Origin of the sequence: Cetobacterium somerae ATCC BAA-474 (genome assembly GCF_000479045.1) — a bacterium.
GTDB lineage: Bacteria > Fusobacteriota > Fusobacteriia > Fusobacteriales > Fusobacteriaceae > Cetobacterium_A > Cetobacterium_A somerae.
In genome coordinates this window covers 12,556-12,787 of sequence record NZ_KI518056.1, presented here as the reverse complement: position 1 = coordinate 12,787, position 232 = coordinate 12,556, and the positions used below count along the sequence as shown (strand labels likewise).

Sequence of the window (232 nt, the reverse complement as noted above, 5' to 3'; positions counted from 1 at the left end):
TTAAATGTGGAAATGGTCTAAAAGTATCTATTGCCATTGGTGTCAATATTGGAAATAAAGTTTCATTATAGTAGTTTTCTATAAATCGTAACTCTTTTCCTTGTAACTCTTCATACGTCTTTATTGAAATTTTACCTTCTACTTTTATTTTATCCATAATTGTAGTATAAAGTTTATATTGCTTCTCAATAACTTTTGTGACCTCTTTTTTTATTATTGTTAACTGCTCTTT

The 232-nt window shown here is 25.9% G+C and carries 1 pseudogene; it reads right to left on the bottom strand.

The window, feature by feature from the left end:
- Nucleotides 1–232: pseudogene (locus HMPREF0202_RS00415) on the bottom strand (RNA degradosome polyphosphate kinase); the annotation flags it as partial.